Source organism: Paenibacillus sp. G34, from assembly GCF_056856875.1.
This window is the reverse complement of sequence record NZ_CM166469.1, coordinates 2,328,584-2,346,813: the sequence shown is the minus strand read 5'-3', so window position 1 is coordinate 2,346,813 and position 18,230 is coordinate 2,328,584. Positions and strand designations below refer to the sequence as shown.

The 18,230-nt window shown below is 46.8% G+C and carries 11 protein-coding genes and 1 pseudogene; 1 reads left to right on the top strand and 11 read right to left on the bottom strand.

The features are described from left to right. Positions 1-67: 67 nt before the first annotated feature. Positions 68-2,386, bottom strand: coding sequence for an alpha-xylosidase (gene yicI / locus AC1VYS_RS10705; protein WP_482914219.1), 2,319 nt, complete (start codon positions 2,384-2,386; stop codon positions 68-70). 173 nt (positions 2,387-2,559) lie between these two features. Between yicI and AC1VYS_RS10700 the strand changes: the two genes are divergently transcribed. Beyond that, positions 2,560-3,492, top strand: coding sequence for a helix-turn-helix domain-containing protein (locus tag AC1VYS_RS10700; RefSeq protein WP_482914218.1), 933 nt, complete (start codon positions 2,560-2,562; stop codon positions 3,490-3,492). A 152-nt stretch (positions 3,493-3,644) separates the two neighbouring features. On the opposite strand, the gene AC1VYS_RS10695 is transcribed toward AC1VYS_RS10700, so the two are convergent. The 10 genes and pseudogenes from AC1VYS_RS10695 to AC1VYS_RS10650 form a co-directional block, all read right to left on the bottom strand. Next, positions 3,645-4,574, bottom strand: coding sequence for a hypothetical protein (locus AC1VYS_RS10695; protein WP_482914217.1), 930 nt, complete (start codon positions 4,572-4,574; stop codon positions 3,645-3,647). A 391-nt stretch (positions 4,575-4,965) separates the two neighbouring features. Beyond that, positions 4,966-6,837 carry an adenine deaminase gene (locus AC1VYS_RS10690; protein WP_482914216.1) on the bottom strand — a complete coding sequence of 624 codons (1,872 nt, stop codon included), beginning with the start codon at positions 6,835-6,837 and terminating at the stop codon, positions 4,966-4,968. A gap of 320 nt (positions 6,838-7,157) precedes the next feature. Further along, the gene (helD, locus tag AC1VYS_RS10685) at positions 7,158-9,533 is read right to left on the bottom strand and encodes an RNA polymerase recycling motor HelD (protein WP_482914215.1); all 2,376 of its coding nucleotides are present in this window, start codon (positions 9,531-9,533) and stop codon (positions 7,158-7,160) included. Between the two features lie 194 nt (positions 9,534-9,727). Next, on the bottom strand, positions 9,728-10,189 hold the full coding sequence (locus AC1VYS_RS10680; protein WP_482914214.1) for a pyridoxamine 5'-phosphate oxidase family protein: 462 nt from the start codon (positions 10,187-10,189) through the stop codon (positions 9,728-9,730). 135 nt (positions 10,190-10,324) lie between these two features. Next, positions 10,325-11,392, bottom strand: a complete 1,068-nt coding sequence (locus AC1VYS_RS10675) for an FUSC family protein (protein ID WP_482914213.1) — start codon at positions 11,390-11,392, stop codon at positions 10,325-10,327. Positions 11,393-11,991: 599 nt separating this feature from the next. Then, positions 11,992-12,372, bottom strand: a pseudogene (locus AC1VYS_RS10670) (HD domain-containing protein); the annotation flags it as partial. Beyond that, positions 12,372-13,811 (bottom strand): NAD-dependent malic enzyme, encoded by a 1,440-nt coding sequence (locus tag AC1VYS_RS10665; RefSeq protein WP_482914212.1) that lies wholly within the window; start codon positions 13,809-13,811, stop codon positions 12,372-12,374. The gene AC1VYS_RS10665 and the pseudogene AC1VYS_RS10670, both read right to left, overlap by 1 nt. A 279-nt stretch (positions 13,812-14,090) precedes the next feature. Continuing rightward, positions 14,091-16,163, bottom strand: coding sequence for a beta-galactosidase (locus AC1VYS_RS10660; protein WP_482914211.1), 2,073 nt, complete (start codon positions 16,161-16,163; stop codon positions 14,091-14,093). Positions 16,164-16,225: 62 nt separating this feature from the next. Next, positions 16,226-17,311 carry a glycoside hydrolase family 53 protein gene (locus AC1VYS_RS10655; RefSeq protein ID WP_482914210.1) on the bottom strand — a complete coding sequence of 362 codons (1,086 nt, stop codon included), beginning with the start codon at positions 17,309-17,311 and terminating at the stop codon, positions 16,226-16,228. 32 nt (positions 17,312-17,343) lie between these two features. Next, a complete protein-coding gene (locus tag AC1VYS_RS10650) occupies positions 17,344-18,222 on the bottom strand; it encodes a carbohydrate ABC transporter permease (protein ID WP_441929694.1) in 879 nt (292 codons plus the stop codon). Positions 18,223-18,230: the final 8 nt, after the last annotated feature.

Here is an 18,230-nt window from a genome sequence, read left to right as displayed (position 1 = left end):
TTCCAGTATCAATAAACAAACAGACGGCGCCCTCAGGCACCGTCCCTTTATGGTCTATTCTAACATGTTACAGCTCGATTGTAAGCTTGCCTGTACCTGCTGCTACAGCTACGATCACACCTTGTACACCCGCTTCCTGTGACCCGCCATCCACGCTGGATACGGAATGCACACCGCGAAGTACGATATTCCACGGCTTGCCAGCACCTTCCGCTCGGACTACCAGCTTCGAACCGTTACGTGTGACGGTCACTTGCAGTTCACGCTCAGCACCTTGGTTGACAACAACCGCTTGCGCAGTATGCCCATCCGCAAGTTCAAACAAATGCAGGAATACATTGTCCGCAAAATCATAATCAGGCTTGCTATCAACTGCACCTACCGCGATCAAACTGTTCGGTTTGATCATCATTGGCAATGTTTTGAAGTCATGATTCTCACTGATCCAGCGTGCACCCTGGACTTTTTTCCCTGTCAGATAATTGGTCCATGTTCCTTCAGGCAGGTAATAACGAACGTCACCTTCTTTGTTGAAGATCGGTGCAACGAGGATCGAATCTCCAAACATGTACTGTAAGTCAAGTGTCGCACAGGTTGGATCGTCCGGATACTCCAGTACCATCGCCCGCATCATAGGCAGACCCTGCACAGAGGACTCTACCGCGGAATTGAACAGGTAAGGCATCAGACTAAGTTTAAGTTTTGTAAAATCGCGCACGACATCGACAGCTTCTTCATCGAACAACCAAGGTACACGGTATGATTCATTGCCGTGAAGACGGCTGTGGGAAGAAAGTAATCCGAACTGTACCCAGCGTTTGTATACATCTGGCTCGGCTGTCGCTTCGAATCCGCTGATGTCATGGCTCCAGAAGCCAAACCCGGAAAGACCGAGAGACAATCCACCGCGCAGTGATTCTGCCATGGAGGAGTAGTTGGACGAGCAATCTCCGCCCCAGTGTACAGGGAATTGTTGACCACCCACGGTTGCGGAACGTGCAAACAATGCCGCTTCGTTTTTACCCAAGTTTTCTTCAAGCACATCAAATACTGCTTTGTTGTACAAGAATGTGTAATAGTTGTGCATTTTCACCGGATCGGAACCATCATAGTAGACAACATCGGTTGGAATCCTCTCACCGAAATCCGTCTTGAAGCAGTCCACGCCTTGATCGATCAAGGCTTTCAGCTTGCCTTTGTACCATGCAGTCGCTTCCGGATTCGTGAAATCCACAAGCCCCATGCCGGCTTGCCATTTATCCCATTGCCATACACTGCCGTCAGCCGTTTTGACGAGATATCCCTTTTCCATGCCTTCATCAAATAGAATTGATTTCTCAGCAATATACGGGTTGATCCATGCACATATTTTGAGGCCCTTGTCCTTCAAACGTCTTAACATACCTTCCGGATCAGGGAACATGTCTTTGTCCCATTCAAAGTCACACCACTGGTACTCCTTCATCCAGAAGCAGTCGAAGTGGAAAACAGAAAGTGGCAGATCGCGCTCAGCCATGCCATCAACAAAATGATTAACGGTCGCTTCATCATAATCCGTAGTAAATGAAGTCGTTAGCCACAGACCAAATGTCCATGCCGGCGGTAGAGCCGGTTTACCCGTGAGCTTGGTGTAGTTATCCAGCACCTCTTTCGGATTCGCACCGCCGATAATGAAGTACTCGAGCGTTTCGCCCTGCACACTGAACTGTACTTTGGATACATTTTCAGAAGCAATCTCGTAAGATACCTTCTCCGGATGGTTGACGAATACACCGTATCCTTTGTTCGACAGATAAAACGGAATATTCTTGTAAGCCTGTTCACTGCTTGTACCGCCATCCTCATTCCAGATATCCACGACCTGTCCGTTTTTCACAAACGGCGTGAAGCGTTCACCAAGGCCATACACATACTCGCCCACGCCCAGCTCCAGTTGTTCCCGGAAGAAAGCCCCCTCTGTTGCTGACTCGATATAGGCCGGGCCTCTCCAGCCGCTGCCAGTTAGACGTTTTTCATTATAGTGGAAGCCGATGTCCCAGCCTTTTGTTTTGTTCACGGTTACACGAAGATTTCCGCTTTTTAACTCTGCACCGTTCTCATCCTGGACAATTTGCACATCGGTATTCAGCGTGTTCAATGCAAACTCGGGGCCTGGATTGGACTTGCCCTTATGGTGGTTCAATTGCACACGGATGACATCAGGCATGGGGGAACTGTAGGTAGCTTTGAGCAGCGTTCCGTTCAGCGTATCGCCTTTGCGCTCAATGCGTTTGGTTGCTGCATATACAGTAAAGGAATCACCCTTTTGTACAATATCTCGAATATCCGCCGGATTTTGAACATGATATCCGTCACGGATCTGCCAGTAGCCATCGGTAAATTTCATCTTGGATTACCTCCTTCGGTTATACTATAATGATATTGATATAAATGATGAATTTCTTCTTATATTTTGACTGATTATATCAGTATTTTGATATTTATAGCATGTTCAGGGCGGATTTACCGATTGAATTGCAAACGATTACATCTATTTATATTCATAAGGGAGGTTCCATAGTGGAACGTGAACGTTTACGGGAAGATCGAATTCACGGCAACGCCATGTACCCGGTTAGTGTATACCCGGACATTCAGCAATTAAACGGGGACAGCATTCTCGATTGCCACTGGCATGATGAGATGGAGTTCACCATGGTGACGCAAGGCTCCGCCGTGTTTCAGATTGATATGAACCGAGTTGAAGTGAAGGCCGGTGAGGCTGTTTTTATTCATCGGGGTGAGATTCATGCAGGATATCTGATGGGCGATGAGCCTTGTATCTTTTCTTCCATTGTATTTCATTCAGATCTGCTCGGTAGTCATACATTTGATGCGGTGCAGGAGAAGTTTATCGGACCTATTTTGCGAAAAAGTATACAACTCCCCTATCACATCAAGGCTGATGAAGCTTGGGGTTCAGAAGTTCTAGCGTACCTGAAGCGCATCTTCGCAGATCACGCGAGCGGGACAGAAACCTGTGAGATATCCACAAAAGCATACCTCTATCTCATGCTCGCCCATATGTTTGAACAGCGGAAGGCACTCCCGGTCAAAGGTGCAGTTAACGGGGGAACACCGGATAAGATGGAGCGTCTAAAATCAGTTCTCGGTTACATTCACAAGCGATATCCTGAACCGCTCAAATTGAAAGATCTGGCGGGTGAAGCGAATATGAGCGAAGGACATTTCTGTCGTTTTTTCAAACAGATGGTGCAGAAGAGCCCTGTCGATTACATTAATTATTATCGGGTACAACAGGCCTGCGCACAGCTTGAGAATACGGATCATAAGATTGTGGATATCGCCATGGATGTAGGATTCGAGCATCTGAGTTATTTCATTACCACCTTTAAGAAACACAAGAACACAACTCCGTCTCAGTACCGTAAAGTGTTTTCCAACAACATGACCCTTGCGCCTGCTGCGTTTACAGAGGTTCAGATAATTTAATGAAGGAAAGCAAAATCAGGTCATCTCTTAACACCAAGAATCTCTTGTATAAAATGATACTGCATAAAAAAAGATCAATAAAAAGGTGCCTTCAGCAATTACGCTGTAAGCACCTTTTATTTACGTTAACCCCTACGAATACGAAACTTGATCTACTTTCTTAACGTCTTCCAGGAAGAATACTCATGAACCGAAAAACCATTAAAGGAAGTGTGAGCACTCGCCATTTTCTCCACTAATTTCAACTGTTCCTCCATGTAGGCATCTCCCTCTTCGTAAAAGGTTATAAAATCGCCTTCCTTGCTTTGTTTTGTTTCCACCGCAATAGATATTTTCTTACCTACAGAAGCCGCATCGATAAGTTCATCCTTTGCCACATTATAGATCGCGGCAGCTGTATCCCGATAAGCCATAATCGTAATGGAATCAAATTTGCGGATCATCCAGCTGCTAACTGCCATCGTTGAACCCGGAATTTTGTAATTGTCCAGCCAGAACGGCAGATCAGCTGCCACCGGCATATTCATACGCGCAGCACGGTCCACAATATAATCTACATTTCCCTGCCACTGCGTAATCACGCTGGCTTGGTTGGTCTTCCACTGCGGATGTACATGAGGTTCAATATCCAGATGAATACCTGCAAACTTCTCACTAGCCAGTGCCTGTGCCTGATAAGTTACGATCCAGTCCATAAAGGAGGCAATCTGTTCACGGCTCTCGGTCAGTCCCCAGGCGGAACGCCCGTCCATTACATCAACAGCAATATTCTGCGCTCGCGCTAGCCGAATAAAATTTTTGTATTCAGGGAATTTCACATCCCGGTTCATCTGTAAATAGATCGTATTAATTTTGTTGTCCGCAGCAAACTTCAATATATCCTGCGCATTATTTCGAATCTGCATCGTATCCCACACCCATGTAGCTCGCACAGGACGATCCAGTTTGCCATGAATCGTGGCATAACTGTCCACCGGTTCAACGGAACCTACGGCAGCAACCCGGGTAGAACATGCCGTACTTAAACATAAAACCAGACAACTCATCAGCAGAATAAAACGGAATTCTTTTTTAGTTTTCATATTTGTACACTCCCTTGAAGTTATGGCAGCTTTACGTATACATCCGGAGGAATGGATGTCGTTTATTATTCATTTTTTGCACTTTTGTGGAAGTACGTTGAATTCAAACTTCTTTTATACGCAATATCACCTTTAAGACTTACGACGAAAGAATCATATAACTTATTTCGGGAATTCACAGTTCTGAATATATAGTTCAAAAGGCTCAAAATTTAATGTTATATGTAAAAATATAAATTTAAGTCACGACTTCAGTCTGTATTCTTCTTCTAACGCTTCGATTCTGTAGACCTATTTCAACGAACTGGATTTTTAACACGGTTACTCATTTTCTCCAAAATAAAAAAAACCGCCCGAAGGCGGTCTGTGATTTCATTTTTCATCTCATCTTTTATTTCTGTGATGTCCCAGCTTGATCTGCATTCGGTTCATCAAACAGAGATACCCGTTCAATGCCCTCTGCAGAGATGCGCACAAGTCCAATGTCAGATAACCGTAGTTCAGGGATAACCACCAGGGCTAACAGAGATAACGTCATAAAAGCATTGTTTAACGTGCAACCTGCCGATTGTAATGCTTCGCTAACTGCTGTTGATTGCTCTGCTACAACTTCAAATGGTTCCACCGACATCAGCCCAGCAATACGAAGCGGAAACTCCGTCACACCTGCATGTGTTACAACGGCTACACCGCCTTGCATACGAATGACACGATTACCAGCGTCCGCCATAAGTGCATCATCATTGCCGATAATCAGCAGATTATGACTGTCGTGGGCTACCGTCATGGCAATAGCGGCCGGCGAAGTGAACCCGATCCCGCCGACCAGTGCCACTGCGCGATTACCGGTTTGTTTATGGCGTTCCAGCACGGCGATTTTGCATACCTCACCTGTGGCAGGCAGAACCACCTTGCTACCTTGTACATTGACTTGAACGTGCTTCTCCTTCGTTTCCACATGATTCTCGGTCACATGGATAATGCGTGCGCCTATAGTACCCTCCACAATAGGTGCAGCCAGCTCCAGATCCTGTGGCTGAATGTTTGCCTCGAGCTTCACCGTATTGAGTGCTTCCTCAGGATAAGTGAAGGTGTCCCAAACCGCTGTCATTTTACCGTTCTCGGCTACGACTTGCCCAGCTGCAATTGTCATGCCTACACGCACATCCGCAAGGCGTCCGTCTAACAAAATAATATCGGCAATGTTACCCGGAATCACCGCTCCGATATCACGTGCCACACCAAAGCGTTCTGCCGTATTAATGGTAGCCATCTGGAATGCTGTAACAGGCTTCACACCTTGCGAAATCGCCAGTCGAACGACAAAGTCCATATGTCCCTCTTTCAGCAAAGATTCGGAGCTGCGATCATCGGTCACCAGCATCATTCGCCGGGTATCCAGTCCAAGCTCCGTACATGCTTTGATCGTCTCGGCGACATCATGCCATGCAGAACCCTGGCGCATCTTCGCGTACATCCCAAGTCGCAAACGCTCCACTACATCTTCTTTCGTAACACACTCATGATCCCCCGTGACACCGCTCGCTGCATAAGCAGGCAGACGCCAGTCGTCCGAGGCCCAGGTAAAATGTCCATCGGCTACTTTGCCCGCACGCAGCGTTGCTTGAATCTCCCCGATCATCGTTTCATCTCCATACACAACCCCTGGGAAGTTCATTACTTCGCCCAGACCGATCATGTCCGGCCCCCATGAAAGTGCCTCTGCTACCTCTTCCGGCCCGATATAAGCTCCTGTCGTTTCCAGTCCCGGATGCGTGGAAGGTACGCATGAAGCCACTTGCATATAAGCTGCCATCGGCGTGGTACGTGCTTCATCCAGCATAAGTCGCAGTCCTTTAAGTCCAAGTACATTGGAAATTTCATGCGGATCAAAGAAACCACCCGTCGTACCGGATGGCAGGACAGCTCTTGCGAACTCGGATACTTTCATCTGCGTGCTCTCGATATGACAATGACCATCTAACAACCCGGGGGCAATATATTTCCCATTTGCCTCAATAACGCGGGTATGTTCTCCGATCGTATGACTTACATCTCTGCCAACATACGCAATTCGCGCCCCTTGCACGGCAACAGACATGTTCTGCAGAATTTCCCCCGATATCACATTCACCAGCGTACCGCCCCGAATCACCAAAGTTGCCTTCATATCTCCCCGGGCTGTAGCGACCAAATCCGGTACGCAATCGGCCATCAGCGGCCGTTCAAAAGTTGTTATACTCAATTTGCCTGCCTCCTTCATGAAATTACCTGTTCCGTTGCCTGTTACCCCTACAATGCATTATTTTTCCCCATCGTCGTGCAACGCTCAAAAAAATAGATTGTTACGATTATATGAGCCTGAGCTGCATGTGTAAAGAAAAATTACATCTATTGAATACATGCACAAGGAGATTCGCCTTATTTATCAATAAGAACTAAGATATGTATGCTCATGTCACTATTGTTAGCAACTTTCTCTTCATAACATACACAAAAAAAGGTCAACCAGAACTGATCTGGCTAACCTCATCTTGTAGAAAAATTCACCGCACCAACATACCGCTCGGATCAGTCTTCTTTTTACTCTACACGAGTTGCAGGAAGATCTTGCATCTCATACCACTCATCAGACTGTGAGGTGATAAATGGACTTGGCTTTCCTAACGAATAAACATGCAGTAAATGCATCGCCCGGGTACAGGCGGTATAGAACAGCTTGCGCTCTTGTTCACGAGAATAAGCTTCAGCCGAGCCATTATAGATTAACACCGCATCAAACTCCACGCCCTTGGCCAAATAAGCCGGAATAACATGGACACCCTGTTCGAAGGCCAGTGTTGTTTTTTTGATCAGCTTAGGGGCCGCCTTCAGCTTTTGACTTAGTATGGTGTGCACTTCCTTGCTTTCCTCAGCCGTCTTACAGATTACCGCTACAGATTCGTAACCCTCCCGCATGAGATGATTAAGATCTGCCGTAATTTGTTCCACATGCTGCTCCAGATCAGAGGATACGATAACTTTGGGTTTCTCCCCGTTCCGGTTAAACGGAATAATCTCTTCCCCGCCAGGAACCATCCCCCGTGTAAATTCCACAATCTCCATCGTGGAGCGATAACTGCGTGTCAGCACAATAACTTCTGTATTCTCTGGTCCGTATAAATCACTTAAAGGCCCAGTACCACTAAGTACAGAGGAATGCGCATAAATAGCCTGATTGAAGTCACCAAGGGCCGTAATTTTCGCATGAGGAAACAGCCTTTTCATAAATGCCAACTGGAATGCAGAATAATCCTGCGCTTCATCAATAATGACATGGCGAATGTTCGAGTTAATATGGAAACCGAGCAGCATTTCGCGCAAATACAAGTACGGCGTGATGTCCTCATAGGCCAGCTCCTGCACTTTTAGTCTGCGCAGTGTCATGGTCGAGATTTCTTCCCAATGAGCAGGCAAAGGCTCTCTATCAAGTAAACGAACCATTTGCGCCTGATCCTGGAACAGGTTTGCATACAACTGACGGATATCGACAAAACGTAGTGATTTGATCCATTTTCGCAAAGGTTTAAGTCGGTCACTGACGACCATTCTGGCCAATATATCTCTTTCCTGCTGGAAATCATCAAACGTATGTGATTTCCCTTTTTGTTTGCGTTTTAACCGTTGGTACGCGCGCTGCAAATCTTCAGCTTCCATCAGATCAAGCTGTTGATCCACCCATGGCGCGTTCAGTTCGCTTTTCCCAAAAGTCGAAAGTTCCTTGAGCAACCAATCCCGTAACAGTTCCAGACGACTCACCAGCTTAACAGACGAACCAAAGCTGTAGAATTTCTCAGCCATCGCATCTGCATCCACGATCGCCTTGCCCTGAAAGCGTACCGGCTTGAATCTCATCCCGCCCGAGAGCATGCTTTCCTTATAGCGGGTGATAACCTTCAGGAACGAAGCAGAGGACTTGAAACGTATACTGGACATTCGTGCATCGTAGCCAGGCTCCTCGGTTCCCGTAAGCACATACTCCAGCTGGATAAATGGATCCTCGAGCTGATATTCGCGGCCTAAACGGCGTTCCAGATATTCTTGAAACGTCGTCTGTAACATGTTCTCCTCGCCAAGCTCTGGCAATACCGTAGATACGTAGCTGTTAAACATCGGGTTCGGTGAAAAAAGAACCATCTGATCCGCTTGCAAGTGCTCGCGGTATTTATAGAGTAGATAAGCGACTCGCTGTAGAGCGGCTGAGGTTTTGCCGCTGCCAGCTGCGCCCTGAACAATCAACATGCGTGTCCGGTCATTACGAATGATCCGGTTTTGTTCCTTCTGAATCGTTGCGACAATACTCTTCATTTGTGCATCAGACGTTCGGCTGAGCACAGCCTGAAGCAGCTGATCTCCTATCGTTACCCCTGTATCAAACATAAAGCGAATCCGGCCATCCCGAATAACGAACTGCCGTTTCATCTCGATCTCTCCACTAATCTCGCCGCTTGGAGTACGGTATGAGATCGGACCTGGTGCACCATCGTAATACAGGTTGGAGATCGGTGCACGCCAGTCATAGATCAGGAAGGATTCTTCCTTCTCATCCAGCAAGGACGCAATCCCCAGATAGATGCGTTCTGCATCCGGATATCCGTTCTCCTTAAAATCGATCCGTCCAAAATAGGGGGAATGATGCAATCGTTTCATTTTATCCAGTGCCGCAGCTGTATTCAGATGACTTCGTTCGCGGTCTGACAGAACCTGCGATTGTTGCCGCATGCTCGTTGACGTCTCTCCGACATCATCAGCTTCACTGAAGTTCATCGTTACCTCATCCCAGAAGTCTTTACGCATCCCAACTACTTCGTCCCGGAAGGAGCCCACCTCTTCTTCCAATGTAGCGATCTTGCGCTCGATCTGATCAGTAACGGTGTTCACCCGTTCCTGTTCTTTATCCCACTGTTGCTCTGTACTCATAAGTTGTGCGCCTCTCTTTCCCCGGATTGTGTCTTCGAATATCCATTTGACAAGCCCGAAAAGGCAATGGTATAATTATTAGAAAGTAAACATTTTAATTTTATGTTAATTAATTCTAATTCCTGAAAACCATTTTATATTCTACCAGTGACAGCGTCCCGATGCAAGCGGAGACGTTATTTGTTGTTTTAACGCTACTTCTTTAAATCCTCAATTGTAGTTCTCCAGCGAGCCAAAGCCCCGATCTGATCTTTTAATTGAAACGTGATGCCAGACGTAATTTCCGCATAAGGTGCCTCATCTACACGAAGTTGAAGGATAGTACACTCATATCGATCTCGCGGGTGAACAGCTTCCGCTAGTTCAGGCAGCAGACGAACTTCAAGTCTTACATGTAATAAACGCTGTCCTTGCACTGCAATTAACGTAGCCTTACCCGTTTCCATCATATTCATACTCGTCTGCGTACCTTGCCAAAGTGCCAAACGGAGGCAATTCGGGTTTAACGCGATGACTTCCCCCATGCTGATCATAGCGAGATGTGGCCACTGCGCGTCAGTTACGGTCAGCAATTGCAATGCCTCATGTTGCTTGCTCTCCAGATTGCTTCCGTTAAACCATTCCATGAGTTCTGTGTCCAACTGCGTTAGATCCATCTCTTCTACCCCCTCAATTCGTTCATAATCGTTGTCATTCTTCTCATTTCATATCTTGAATTCACCGATAGACCAAACAACCCGGACGCTACTGTCCGGGTTTGGTTGTTTCTTTATTGTATCTGATTTTTGCAGCTAAGGCCATTTCAGCCAGTTCAGCATACTGTCATGTGACTCTTTGTCTTCACTTGACGTGTGTACGTGGTCTGCGAGCCGGTTCAGACGTTCCAGTTGATATCCATAATCGTATATAGCGGCGGCCACAATGGACAACCTTAACATACCGCCCTTATCGACATCGAACTGGGTAATGGCCTGTTCCATAAAATGGTCATTTTCCGTTACAAATTGTGCAGCTTCTTCACCGTTTGGTTTTAATTTGTCTTCGAATTTGAGCAAGGCATGTTCATGGAATTTAATGACCCGTTCGAGATGGGTATCAAAAAACAGATCCATTTCGGATGTTCGCTGTGCCTGAAAGTAATGACGTTCTACCGAATCCAGGACATCGTATCCCTTTTGCAAACTGAGCAGCATTTGCTTGTATACAACCATCTGACGGGTTTCACTGAATTTGGCACGCTTCATCTTCTTCTGCTCTTCTTCGAACAGATGATATTTGTCTGATAAAGATTTGATCGACCCGCCAAGATTGCTTTTCTCTTCCCTGAACACAACCTCTTTAATCTCATCCGAGATCGACGTTCGAAGTAGCAATGACATCCCGTTAAACACACTTTGGATCTGCTTCACAAACTGCACCTTTGGTTTAGGAGGAAACACCGAGATGTTAATCAGGAAGGCCGATATGATGCCCACAAGCGTTAACAAGAAGCGATTCAGAGCAAAATGCCAATCTCCAGAAGCCTCCATAATGGATACCACTGTAACCAGTGTCAGCCCTACCGTTTCACCCATATTTAATTTAAGACAAATCATAATAACCAGCACAATAATTAACCCTACGGCAATGGGTTCATTGGACAGCACCATGCCCCCAAGCAAAGCTACAATTGCACCTAGCGTTGTTGTCTGCAACTGATCGAGGAAATACTTCCACGAACGATAGATAGAAGGTTGCATGGCAAATATCGCTGCGATCGCGGCAGGCACAGGAGATTGCGGATTCAGGAACAAACTGCTCAGAAATAAAGCCAGCGTGACCGCTATACCTGTCTTAAGTACACGTGCCCCGAATGACATGGCATTCACCTCCTACTACCCGACATGTTCGTTTACATTTGATGATAATCATGTTCATTATTACCCCATATTTCTATTTTGGCCCGAATAACTTCAGGAGAACGATTTATTGTACCATGAGCACTCGCGCCTTTGCTATTCCCAGTTTCAAAATGTACAAAAGAACATAATAAAAAACTTCATCCTTTCGGCACGTTCTGAGCATAACTTAACCCAAAACATACAAAAGGATGAAGCCATTTTAATAAATATGAGAACAAAACTTCTCTTGGAGTCCGGCTTTATTCCTTTAGTTAGTGATCCCAAAACCGATTTTAACGGTCTGTTCCTTCCCATTCCTGCTTGAACTGCTCAACAAACTGCACCATATACTCATGACGCTGCTGCGCCAGTTCCTTGCCGTAGGATGTATTCATCAGATCTTTAAGTTTGAATAATTTCTCGTAAAAATGATTGATCGTTGTGCTGCGCCCATTGCGATATTCCTCTCGAGTCATCTGTTCCCTCGGTGCTAAGGACGGATCGTACATTTCACCCCCACGGGCACCTGAAAAGGCAAACGTACGGGCAATGCCAATCGCTCCTAGCGCATCAAGCCGGTCTGCATCCTGCACCACCTGTGCTTCTAACGAAGTGACGGCCGCCCCTTGACCACCCGCATAAGATATCGTGCTTATGATGTTCACTACCGACTCACGAGTGGCCGACTCCAGGGGCTGGGTATCCAGCCAAGCATGCAGCTTCGCCATACCGGCCTCCAGACTGTCATTCAGCTTCTCATCCGGTACATCATGCAACAGTGCAGCCAGTTCGCATACAAACAGGTCTGCACCCATGTGCCGAGCCAGCCTGACCGCTAGAGTAGTTACACGCTCAATATGTGACCAATCATGCCCGTCGGAATGTCTGGACGCTTCTTCCTTCACAAAAGCACGAGCCGCACGCAGAATGGTTTCATTAGTAGATGAATCGGATGCCATCAGGATTCTCCGCCTTCACGCGCTTGTTCACGCGGGACACGTCTCGCCACACCTGTCCGAATTGCCGCCTCGATAACAAGGCTGCGCATGGATTTGACGACCTTATCGTTAAATACACTAGGGATAATGTAATAACGTGTACGCTCTTCATCCGAGATGGAAGAGGCGATCGCCTGGGCAGCAGCCAGTTTCATCTCTTCGTTAATTTCCGTTGCCCGGCAATCGAGAACGGCTCTGAACATCCCCGGAAAACAGAGCACGTTATTAATCTGGTTCGGATAATCCGAACGCCCTGTAGCCATGACCGCAACAATATCTTCAACCAGAGCAGGCATAATCTCAGGTACGGGATTTGCCATCGCAAATACGATTGGATGGTCTGCCATCGTCTGCACATCCTCACGCGTTAACAGATTGCCGCGCGATAAACCAATGAATACGTCGGCATCACGGATTACTTCACGCAGAGAGCCTTTCTCCAGATCAGGATTAGTACGTGCCGCATATTCGGTCCATACCTCGTTATCATACGTATTCGTGCGCACGATTGCTCCGTCACGATCCACACCGATCAGTCGCTTCGCACCTGCGGATAACAAAATGTTGCTGCAAGCTACACCCGCTGCTCCGATGCCGCACACGACAATTTTCACATCTTCGATGGACTTGCCAACCAGTTTGAGCGCATTGATCAGACCTGCATACAATACAACGGCTGTACCATGCTGGTCATCATGAAATACCGGAATATCAAGCTCTTCATTCAACCGTCGTTCGATCTCGAAACAGCGCGGTGAAGAAATATCCTCCAGATTAATGCCGCCAAATGCCGGTGATATCGCTTTCACGGTGCGAATGATCTCTTCGGTGTCCTGTGTATCCAGGCAGATCGGGAACGCATCTACACCCGCAAATTGTTTGAACAGCATCGCTTTACCTTCCATTACCGGCATGGCTGCACGCGGACCAATATTACCGAGTCCAAGCACTGCGCTGCCATCGGAAACTACCGCTACGGTATTTCGTTTAATCGTTAACGAAAAAGCTTTGCCGGGTTCTTCTGAGATAGCGGAACATACGCGAGCTACATCCGGTGTGTACACACGGGACAGGTCTTCCCGGTTATGAATGGGTGTCTTCGGTGTAACTTCAATTTTACCGCCAAGATGCAGCAGAAAAGTACGATCCGATACGTTAACGATGGACACGCCTTTAAGCTGGCGTACCGCTTCTATAATTTTGCTGTTATGCTGCGAATCGGTGACCGCGACAGTTAAGTCTCGCACACTGACATCCTGATTGGTCGAAATGACGTCAATGGCAATGATGTCTCCCCCAGCTTCCGAGATGGCCGAAGCCACTTCGCCAAACTTGATATCTTTCGTTGTCATTTCCAGCCGAATAATAATGCTGTTGCCGTCCAGATTTCTCTGATTCATTTCAATTCCTCCCAGACAATGAAAGTCTTAAGTTGACAAGTTACGTGTTTGTCTTCGCTACGTGGACACGATTATCCTTTATCTTGTCCAAAAAAAGCCCTGAAGTCCCACATAAGACAAAATAAAAAGATTGCCCTGGCACCTGTTTAAAGGCCCAAGACAATCCATTTTGTTATCTCTCTATGTGTAACATTCGTTCGTTCTTCGGATCATCAGAAGTATTCGAAACAACCTATTTCCTAAGAACGCCAGAGCCCTATTCATATCTCAATTCTGAACCTACTTGCGATTCGCCGCTCTGCGCAATACACGAATGTCATACGGCTGTAAGTTCAGACTTGCTTCAACGGCTTCTCCGCTAAGTATATCTGTATACGACTGACTATCCAGCTGAACCTGCGTTTCATGCTCGGTGTAGTTCTGAACGAACACATAATCGGAATCACCGTCAGTGCGTACATGTGCAGTAGTGCCAGCAGCCAAGTCTGATTTCAGTCCACGCTCCAGATCCAGATCTGCGATCAGCTTGCCATAAAAGTCATCATAGAACGGCGCTTTCATTCGAGCAGCCATGTAATAAGCTTTACCTTGACCTAGCTCGTTCACGGTCAAAGCCGGACGTCCTGCATAGAAATCAGAACGATACACGGCAAGTGAGTTTGCACTCTCCAGATGAATCAGGTCGCACAGTTCAATTGCATCATACTCCGAAATGAGTCCCAATTCATTACCCTGTGCTGGAATAATTCCATTGAGTTCACGATCATGCAATCCGTCGATCTCTTCTGACCAGATACCGAGCGTTTTACGAAGCGGACCAGGGAATCCACCCAGGAAACACAGATCATTCTCGTTTACAATGCCTGACCAGTAGGTTGCCACAAATGTGCCACCCTGCTCCACAAACTTCTCGATTCGTTCGCCTACTCCTTCACGAACGAGGTACAGCATCGGCGCCACCAACACTTTATACTTGGAAAGATCGGCTTCCATGTCGATGACATCGACTGCCACACCTTTTTTCCAGAACGCTTCATAGTGAGCTTCTACGGTCTGCTCATATTTCACTCCGATGTTGCGCGGCCCCTGTGAATCGTTTACAGCCCAGCGGTTTTCCCAATCAAAGATAATTGCAACTTCAGCCGGAACTGTTGTCCCTACAATATCCTCCATGCTTTGCAATGCTGTACCTACATCAGTCACATCCTGAAACACACGGGTGTGTTCTGTACCCACATGGTCTACTACTGCACCGTGCAACTTCTCGCTTGAACCACGGCTTTTTCTCCATTGGAAATACTGTACACTATCTGATCCATGAGCTACCGCCTGCAAAGAGGACAACAGGTGCATCCCAGGACGCTTCAACTTGCTTACATCCTGCCAGTTCGTGGAGCTTGGTGTGCTCTCCATCAGCAGGAAAGGCTGTCCACCCTTAATGGAACGCACAATATCATGCATCATTGCAATTCGCGATGCCTGCTTTGCATCGTCTTCTGCATCATGCCATGTCGGATAACTGTCCCAGGAGAGGAAATCAAGAATATCCGCAAACTTCCAATAGTTCAGGCCACCGTAGAATTCCATCAGATTTGTCGTTACCGGCAGATTTGGATTTTTCGCCTTCAGTGGCTTGGTTTCATGTACGATGAAATCCGCTGTCTGATCGGTCACAAAACGACGCCAGTCCAGGTTCATCGCATGAACCTGAGTTTCTCCATGGGGTGCCGGAGATTCGACTTGACTCCAATCCGTCACCGTATGGCTCCAGAACGTTGTCCACCATGAGTGATTGAGCTCATCCAGTGTTTTGTACTTGTTTTGAACCCAGCCGCGGAAGGCTTCCTGACAATAATCACAGTGACAGTCTCCACCGAACTCATTCGAGATATGCCATCCGATGACAGCTGGATGATCCGAGTAACGCTCTGCCAGCTTGCTGTTCATCGCCGTTACTTTTTCACGGTAAACTGGAGAGGTGTAACAGTGGTTATGGCGGAAACCATGCAGGTTACGAATTCGATTCTCCGATACACGCAGCACTTCAGGATACTTTGCCGACATCCAGGCAGGTCTTGCACCGCTTGGCGTTGCCAGAAAGGCATAAATCCCGTTCGCCGCAAAGCGATCGAGCACCTGATCCAGCCATTCAAACGTATAGACACCTTCTTCCGGCTCAAGCGATACCCAAGAAAAAATACCGATAGACATCACATTACACTTTGCCAGTTTCATCAAACGAATATCTTCTTCAAGCACCTCTGGATAACGAAGCCATTGCTCCGGGTTATAGTCAGCACCGTGTAGCATGTGTGGGGCTTTGGAACTTACGGGTGGAAATTTGTATGTCATTATGAGAACTCCCTTGCTGTTGAATTACGATTAAAATAATAAATTTGCTCTTGCACGCCTTCTTAAACGAGGGTTGTGGCATTCAGTTCTTGCCCTGCCGTTAACGCCTTGAATGATTCGAGCTTGCGTCCTTTAAAATCAAACATCGTCAGATTTCCCCAGTTATTCGGGTGTCCTACAGACCACTCTTCTTTGCTTGGAATCCAGGCAGGTTCCCAATAATAGAATCCATGGCCCAGGCCCCCGGGAACTTCACGAATAATCTGTAACATATCCTTCAAGTATCGGGTTTGCCCTTCTACCGTTGCAGGATATCCGGGTAGCAGCATGTCTTCCTGATTCATGATCCACTCTATGCCTTCTGGCTGTTCGAGCGTCCATGGATATGCCGTTTCAACCACGTTGATCGGTTTTCCATAGCGTTTGGCCAGATCATTCAGGTTATCACGCAAAGCATCCAGTGTTCCGTGCCACCAAGGATAATAGGACAGACCGATAACGTCAAATTCTACACCTAACGCCTCAAAACGATCATAGAATTTACGGCTTTCGGCATTATCTCCACCGCGGTCAATATGAATCATGATTTGAATAGAAGGGTCCACGGATTTAACGGCTGCAATGCCATACTTCACAAGCCCTGCAAAACGTTGCCACTGTTCGTCTGTATCATGTTCTTCACCGCCGACACGTCCATCATCCCATAACATGCCTGGTGTAATTTCATTACCAATTTGAACCATATCGGGCAAGGCGTCGTGTTCCTTCAATGTACGGAGTACATCCGCCGTATATGTGCATACGGCCAGTTTGAGCTGTTCGTAAGGCAAATTCTCCCATGCTTTCGGTTTCCACTGATTGGCCGGATCGGCCCAGCGGTCTGAGTAATGGAAATCGAGCAGGAACTGTAAACCCTGTGCCTTGATTCGTTTCGCTACTTCTACCGTACGCTCCAGATTACAGTATCCGCCGGCAGGATCGTTCCAGATGCGAAGTCGTATGGCACTTACATCATTCATTTTGAGAATGGTCAGCAGATCTTCCTCCTTGCCGCGCTCATCCTGATATGTTCCCCCATGCTGTTCAATCTCGTCCATAAATGATACATCCATGCCAAGAATGAATGGTTGATTGGTTGATTGATTCAAAATATCAGCCTCCAGTAATTAGGGATTGGGGTTCAGCCTTTAACTGAGCCCAGTGTCATACCTTTTACAAAGAAACGTTGAAGGAATGGATATACAATAAGGATCGGCGCACTTCCAATAAAGATTTGGGCTGCACGCACGGTCGTTTGAGAGATCGTTTCCATCTCCTTCGGATTCATCGCCATCGTACTCATATCACGTTTGATAATGACTGTCTGCATGAAGGTTGCCAAGGGATAATCTTTCGCATTATTCATGTATAAGAGACCGTCAAACCAGGAATTCCAGTGGAACACCATGCTGAACAATGCAATGGTTGCGATGGAAGGCATGGAGATCGGCAGGAAAATACTGAACAAAGTTCTGAAATGATTCGCACCGTCGATCAGCGCTGCCTCCTCCAACTCTTTCGGAATACCGCGGAAGAAGTTCAGCATCAGGATGACCAGGAACGTGTTGACTGCACCTGGAAGTACCAGCACCCAGAATGAATCCATCAGACCAATCTTCTGAATAACCATGTAGAACGGAACCAGACCACCGTTGAAAATCATGCTGAATACAAAAATCCATGAGTATACCGTTCTGCCTTTGAACTCACTATTTTCCTTGGACAGCGGATATGCCGCCAAGAAGGTAATCAGTAGTGTAATGCCTGTACCAATGACAGTTCGCAACAGCGAAATCCAGAGCGAGTTCAGGAAGATTGGATTATTCATTGTTTTTTTATAGGCTTCGAGGGAGAACCCTACCGGCCAGAGGCTGACCAGATTTGCATCTGCTGCAGCCTTGTTACTAAACGATACTGCCAACACGTGGATCATTGGCACAATACACATAATGGCAATCAGAATGAGAAAACTGATATTGATGACATTGAAAATGCGGTATGATGGTGATTTATGATACATCGTAGTCC

What these genes read in the sequence shown, in the direction of transcription:
- yicI (WP_482914219.1), bottom strand. Translation starts at nt 2,386, where the DNA reads ATGAAATTTACCGATGGCTACTGGCAGATCCGTGACGGATATCATGTT.
- AC1VYS_RS10695 (WP_482914217.1), bottom strand. Translation starts at nt 4,574, where the DNA reads ATGAAAACTAAAAAAGAATTCCGTTTTATTCTGCTGATGAGTTGTCTG.
- AC1VYS_RS10690 (WP_482914216.1), bottom strand. Translation starts at nt 6,837, where the DNA reads ATGAAGGAGGCAGGCAAATTGAGTATAACAACTTTTGAACGGCCGCTG.
- helD (WP_482914215.1), bottom strand. Translation starts at nt 9,533, where the DNA reads ATGAGTACAGAGCAACAGTGGGATAAAGAACAGGAACGGGTGAACACC.
- AC1VYS_RS10680 (WP_482914214.1), bottom strand. Translation starts at nt 10,189, where the DNA reads ATGGATCTAACGCAGTTGGACACAGAACTCATGGAATGGTTTAACGGA.
- AC1VYS_RS10675 (WP_482914213.1), bottom strand. Translation starts at nt 11,392, where the DNA reads ATGTCATTCGGGGCACGTGTACTTAAGACAGGTATAGCGGTCACGCTG.
- AC1VYS_RS10665 (WP_482914212.1), bottom strand. Translation starts at nt 13,811, where the DNA reads ATGAATCAGAGAAATCTGGACGGCAACAGCATTATTATTCGGCTGGAA.
- AC1VYS_RS10660 (WP_482914211.1), bottom strand. Translation starts at nt 16,163, where the DNA reads ATGACATACAAATTTCCACCCGTAAGTTCCAAAGCCCCACACATGCTA.
- AC1VYS_RS10650 (WP_441929694.1), bottom strand. Translation starts at nt 18,222, where the DNA reads ATGTATCATAAATCACCATCATACCGCATTTTCAATGTCATCAATATC.